4 protein-coding genes are annotated in these 5327 nt (G+C 67.5%); all 4 read right to left on the bottom strand.

Features of this window, described 5'->3' with window-relative positions; all coding sequences use genetic code 11:
* A partial coding sequence (locus tag HV675_RS31850) for a PqiC family protein (RefSeq protein WP_246270675.1) occupies positions 1-580 on the bottom strand: 580 nt, incomplete at its 3' end.
* On the bottom strand, positions 580-2196 hold the full coding sequence (locus HV675_RS31845; protein WP_175115430.1) for a PqiB family protein: 1617 nt from the start codon (positions 2194-2196) through the stop codon (positions 580-582). The genes HV675_RS31845 and HV675_RS31850, both read right to left, overlap by 1 nt.
* On the bottom strand, positions 2180-3727 hold the full coding sequence (locus HV675_RS32710; RefSeq protein ID WP_246270674.1) for a paraquat-inducible protein A: 1548 nt from the start codon (positions 3725-3727) through the stop codon (positions 2180-2182). The genes HV675_RS31845 and HV675_RS32710 overlap by 17 nt, the downstream gene beginning before the upstream one ends.
* Entirely contained in the window at positions 3724-5214 is a 1491-nt protein-coding gene (locus HV675_RS31830) for an efflux transporter outer membrane subunit (protein ID WP_175115429.1), read from the bottom strand. The genes HV675_RS32710 and HV675_RS31830 overlap by 4 nt, the downstream gene beginning before the upstream one ends.
* Between the last annotated feature and the right edge of the window lie 113 nt (positions 5215-5327).

The raw sequence follows: 5327 nt of genomic DNA, 5'->3' as shown, positions 1-5327 counted from the left end.
CGCCGGCCGCGCCGACCGGCTCGCGCGCGACGGTGCGGCCGGACAGCGGCAGCGGCTTGCCGGGCACGCGCACGACCCATTGCGCGTCGACGGTCACCGCGTCGCCGGGCACTGAATCGAAGCGCACGATATCCACGCGCACGCGGCATGTCTCCTGCACGAGCGCCGCCTGGCCGGCCACCGATACGCGAGCGCTGCCGAGCAACTGTCCGAGGTCGGCGGCAATCGTGCGCGCGATGCCGCTTTTCAGCGGCTCGCCCCAGCGCGCGAACTCGTTGAGCGCGACTTCGTTGTCGGACACGCGCGTGACGAGCTGCGGCCGGTCCACGAGTTCGGGTATGGTCACCGGCCCGACCGCGACCGCCCACTGCAGCGGCGCGCCGGTGCGCTCGAGCGATGCGTCGGGGCTCAGCGTATAAAAAGACGAATTCGGCGATTTGCAACCCGCGAGCGCCATGAGGGCCACGAGCGCTGCGAGCGCCACCAATGCGCTCAGCACACGTGGCGCAAGCCACGCGGGCGCGTCGCGCACAGCACGCGCGCTGCTTCGCGTCACATCGAGCATGCCTGTCGGACGCATCACTTTCCGCTCTCCGCTTTGCCCCGGATCAATGCCTCCGGATGCCGTTCGAGATATTCCGCGAGTGCGCGCAGCGACGCGGCCGTGCGCGACAGTTCGCGAATCGCGTCGGCGGTGTCCTGCTGCAGCGCCGAATCCGGCTGCAGCGCGGTATTCGCCGAATCGAGCGTCGCACGGGCGGCCGTCAGGGTGTCGCGCGCTTGCGGCACGAGTTGCGAGTCGAAATTCTGCAGCAGCGCATCGGCACGCGCGAGCGTCTGCTGCGCGTTCTTGCCGATCGACTCGAACGGAATCTTGTTCATCCGCGCGATCAGATCCGTGACCGACTCCTGCAGCGATTGCAGACCGCTCGACACAGTCGGCAGCTCGGGCGGATCGCGATCCCAGTTCACCTCGGCCTTCGGCGCGTTCGGGAAGAAGTCGAGCGCGATATACAACTGACCCGTGATCAGGCTGCCGGTCTTCAACTGGGCGCGCATACCGCGCGATACGAGGAAATCGGTCATCTCGCGCGGCGAGCGCGTGAGCCTGCCGCCGCGCGGCTCCGACTCGTAGCGCGACGTGAAACGCTCCGGATAAAGCCTGATCTCGACCGGGATGCTGAACTGCCGGGTGATCGGATCGAAACGCGTATGAATCGCCGACACCTCGCCGATCGTGATGCCGCGGAAATCGACGGGCGCGCCGACCACGAGTCCGCGCACCGACTCCTTGAAATTGAACACATACGTCTGGACGATGCGATCGTGCATCTTCATCGCCTCGGTACGGTCGCCAAACAGCTGGAAAGTCGTATGCGCGGGCGCCGGCGACTCGTCGGGCGAGTCGGGCGGCGTCTGGAACGCGAGGCCGCCGACGAGGATCGACACGAGCGACTGCGTATTGACCTTCACGCCCTCGGTATTGAGCGTCACGTCGACGCCGCTCGCATGCCAGAAGCGCGTATTCGGGGTGACGAATTTGTCGTACGGCGCGTTGATGAACACACGCATCGTGACGCCCCGGCCGTTCGGATCGAGTTCGTACGACGTCACCTGCCCGACTTGCAGGCGGCGGAAATAGATCTGCGTGCCGACGTCGACCGAGCCGAGGTCGTCGCTCTTCAGCACGTACTCGCTGCCCGGCACGTCGCTCGCGAACACCGGCGGCGTCTCGAGGCCGGTATAGTCGCGCCGCTCGCGCTTCGTCTTGCCGATGTCCGTGCCGATATACGCGCCCGACAGCAGCGTGCCGATGCCCGATACGGTGCCGCCCGACACGCGCGGACGCACGACCCAGAAGCGGGTATCGTCGACCAGCATGCGGGACGCGTCGCGCGTCAGCTCGGCCGTCGCGATCACGCGCGTGTAGTCCTTCGACAACGCGACACTCTTCACGACGCCGATATCGACGTCCTTGAACTTGATCTTGGTCTTGCCCGCTTCGAGGCCTTCGCCGGTCTTGAAGCTGATCGTGATGGTCGGCCCTTGCTGCAGGATCGCCTGCGCGGCGAGCCAGACGCCGATCAGCACCGCGACCACCGGCACCAGCCAGATCCACTGGACGCGCCAGCGCGAACGCGGCACGGCGAGCGCTTCCGGCAATTCGGGCGGCGGTGAATCAGGCGGACGCGCCATGGCTTGGTTGCCTTGTATCCCAGGTCAGCCGCGGATCGAACGACATGGCGGCAAACATCGTCAGTACTACCACCGCGCCGAAGGCCACCGCGGCTGGGCCCGCGGTGATCGTCGCGAGTGCGTTGAACTGCACGAGCGCGGTGAGGATGGCGATCACATAGATGTCGAGCATCGACCAGCGGCCGACCAGTTCGACGATCCGGTAGATCCGCGCGCGCTGCACCGGCTGCCAGCGCGAACCGAGATTGGCCGATGCGGCGAGAAAGGCGATCGCGAAAATCTTCAGCATCGGCACCGCGATGCTCGCGATAAACACCAGCACGGCGAGCGGCCACGAGCCGGAGGTCCATAGGTAGACCACCCCGCTCATGATGGTGTCCTTCTGCGCGCCGAACAGCGAACTGGTGTGCATGACCGGCAGCAGGTTGGCCGGCAGATACAACACCAGCGCCGCGAGCAGGAATGCCCACGTGCGTGCGAGGCTGTTGGGCTTGCGCATGTGCAGACGGCTGCCGCAGCGCGTGCAGCGCAAATCGTGCCGATGAGCATGCGCACCCGCGATGGGTGCGGACAGCAGCCCGCAGTCGTGGCACACGCAGCGCCCGCAGCCGGCCGCGGTACGCGCGAAGAAGGCCGCAGGCGCCGCCTGACGGGCCGGCGCCGCTGCGTCACCGCGCGCGGTGAAAGCGGGCTGGTCCGTTGCGGGCTGGTCCGTGCTGGACTGGCCCGTGTCCGGCTGCGCCATCAGCGGCTGGCCCAATACGGGCCGACCCATGTCGGGCTGGCTCATCGGGGGCCGGCCGATCGCGAACTGGCCCGCGCCGGGCTGCCCCATCAGCGGCTGGCCGATTGCGGTCCGGCTCACCGCGGGCTGGCCGAATGCGGGCTGATGCACGGCGGGCGTACCTTCGAGCCGCGCCCATAGATCGCGCGGGTCGAATGCGGCGGCGGCCGCGGCGAGCAGCAGCATCAGCGCGCCGAACGACCACAACGCGGTATCGGGCACCACACTCGCGATATGCGCGAGCTTCACGAGCGCCACCAGCAAACCGAGAATCAGCACTTCGGTCATGCCCCACGACTGCGCGACATGCAGCAGCCTGAACACGACATCGGCGCGATACGAACGGTGGCCGAGACGCAGCGGCAACAGCAGCCAGACGATACCCGCCGACTGCAGCGCGGGCATCAGCAGCGTCGTGACGAAGATCAGCACGGCAAGCGGCCACATGCCGTCGCGATAGAGCACCGCCACGGCGCCGAACAAGGTGGTCTCGACGAGGTCGCCGTTCACCGACAGCCCGACAATCGGAAACGCGTTGGCGAGCACGAACAGCGCGAGCGCCGCAAGCGCATACGCCAACGCGCGATCGAGGCCGCCCGTGTGGCGCCGGTAAAGCGCGGCGCGGCAGCGGCAGCAGCGCAGCACGCCGTTGACCGGCAACGGCTGTTCGCGTTGCAGCAAATCGCATTCGTGACACGCGACGACGCCGTCGATATGCCCATCGCGCACGCCGCGCGCGGCGTTCATTTGACGTTCTCCGCAGGCGCGGGCGCGTCGCCCGGCGCGGGCTGCGCATCGGTGCGCGACGTTTGTTGCGTCGTCATCTTCTCGGCGTCGATCACCCAGCCGCCGCCCATCGCCTTGTATAGCGACACGTAAGCGGTCAGCACCGCCTGGCGCGTCTGCGTCTCGCTGAGCTCGGAATTGAAGAGGCTGCGCTCCGCATCGAGCACTTCGATATAGCTCGTGTAGCCGCCCTCGTAACGCAGCCGCGCCATCCGCGAGTAGGTGCGCAGCGCCTCGACCTGGCGCTGCTGGATCACCAGCTGCTCGCGCAGCTTCTGCGACGAGATCAGCGCATCGTCGACTTCCTGGAACGCGGTCTGGATGGCCTTCTGGTACGTGTACAGCGCCTGTTGCTGCTGCGCTTCGGCCTGCTTCACCTGCCCGGTGATATTGCCGCCGGTGAAGATCGGCTGCGTGACCGAACCGGCGAATGCCCACAGTTTCGACGGCCCGGTAAACAGACTCGAAAACTGGCTGCTCTCGGTGCCGAGCAGGCCGGTCAGCGAGATGGTCGGGAAGTACAGCGCACGCGCCGCGCCGATCAGCGCGTTCGCGGCGACCAGGTCCTGCTCGGCCTGGCGCAGATCCGGACGGCGCTGCAGCAGGTCCGACGGCAGGCCCGCCGGCACCTGCGGCTCGCCGAGCGCGGACAGATCCCGGCCGCGCAGGATCGGCCCCGGGTTATGGCCGAGCAGCACCGACAACGCGTCTTCCTGCTGCGCAATCTGCGCTTCGAGCTGCGGAATCGTCGCCGCCGACGCTTCATATTCGGACTGGCTCTGCGCGAGCTCCATCTGCGACACCTCGCCGCCCTTGAAGCGCAGATCGAACACATGCACCGATTCCGCACGGCTCTCGGTGGTCGCCTTCGCGATGTCGAGCTGATGGTCGAGGCTCAACAGCGCGATATACGACGACGCGACCGACGACACCAGCGAAAGAATCGTTGCGCGCCGGCCCTCCTCGGTCGACAGCAGATTGGCGCGCGCCGATTCGGTCAGACGCCGGTTGCGCCCGAACAGATCGATTTCCCATGATGCGTTGAGCTGCGCCTGGAAGTCGTTGAAGATCGGTCCGCTATTGGCGAACACCGGTGTCGGGCCCGCCTGCGTGACGCGCTCGCGCGCCGCGCTGAAACCCGCGCCGACCTGCGGCAGCAGCGCCGAGCGCGTGCTCCAGAACTGGCCGAGGAACTGATCGACGCGCGCGGCCGCGACCTTCACATCCTTGTTGTCGGCAAGCGCGGTCGCGATCAGGTCGTTCAACACCGGATCGTCGAATTGCTTCCACCATTCGGTGTTCGCGAGATCGGCCGCTTCACCTTCCTGGAAGCGGAACGTCGCCGGCGTGTCGACCGCCGGCCGCTGATAGTTCGGACCGAGCAGGCAGCCGGTCAGGCTGAACGCGAGAACCGAAGCCGCGGTGAGCGTGCGCAGTGAACGTCGCATGTCATTCACCTTCGCGACGCGCGGACGGCGTCACATGCGGGCCGCCCGCGTTGCCCGATCCCGCCGGACCGGCAGGACCGCTCGCGCCTGGCGCCGGTCCGCCGGCCGCCGGG

It is taken from the genome of Paraburkholderia solisilvae, assembly GCF_902859875.1.
Lineage (GTDB): Bacteria > Pseudomonadota > Gammaproteobacteria > Burkholderiales > Burkholderiaceae > Paraburkholderia > Paraburkholderia solisilvae.
This window is presented reverse-complemented; position numbering and strand designations above follow the sequence as displayed.

What these genes read in the sequence shown, in the direction of transcription:
- HV675_RS31845 (WP_175115430.1), bottom strand. Translation starts at nt 2,196, where the DNA reads ATGGCGCGTCCGCCTGATTCACCGCCGCCCGAATTGCCGGAAGCGCTC.
- HV675_RS32710 (WP_246270674.1), bottom strand. Translation starts at nt 3,727, where the DNA reads ATGAACGCCGCGCGCGGCGTGCGCGATGGGCATATCGACGGCGTCGTC.
- HV675_RS31830 (WP_175115429.1), bottom strand. Translation starts at nt 5,214, where the DNA reads ATGCGACGTTCACTGCGCACGCTCACCGCGGCTTCGGTTCTCGCGTTC.